Below are 283 nucleotides of genomic sequence, written 5' to 3' on the forward strand. Positions count from 1 at the left end.
GCATAAAATATTTTCTTTCCCCGTTTTTATCAAGATAGGAAATGCCGCTATTCGGGAATATTCCCACTTCCATCCATGATACAACGAGCGGCTTTTCCTATCTTGATAAAAACGGGGAAAGAAAATATTTTATGCTGATGAGCAACTTGCTCATCAGCATAAAATATTTTCTTTCCCCGTTTTTATCAAGATAGGAAATGCCGCTATTCGGGAATATTCCCACTTCCATCCATGATACAACGAGCGGCTTTTCCTATCTTGATAAAAACGGGGAAAGAAAATA

General features: G+C 37.8%; 1 protein-coding gene. It reads left to right on the plus strand.

Annotated features, from left to right (window positions below; all coding sequences use genetic code 11):
* Window positions 1-41 precede the first annotated feature (41 nt).
* Window positions 42-194, plus strand: coding sequence for a hypothetical protein (locus ACYVRA_RS09315; protein ID WP_461252419.1), 153 nt, complete (start codon window positions 42-44; stop codon window positions 192-194).
* Window positions 195-283 lie beyond the last annotated feature (89 nt).

The organism is Treponema sp. R8-4-B8 (assembly GCF_054786175.1).

Excerpts from the sequence above, each read along its gene's own strand:
- ACYVRA_RS09315 (WP_461252419.1), top strand. The coding sequence starts at position 42 with ATGCCGCTATTCGGGAATATTCCCACTTCCATCCATGATACAACGAGC.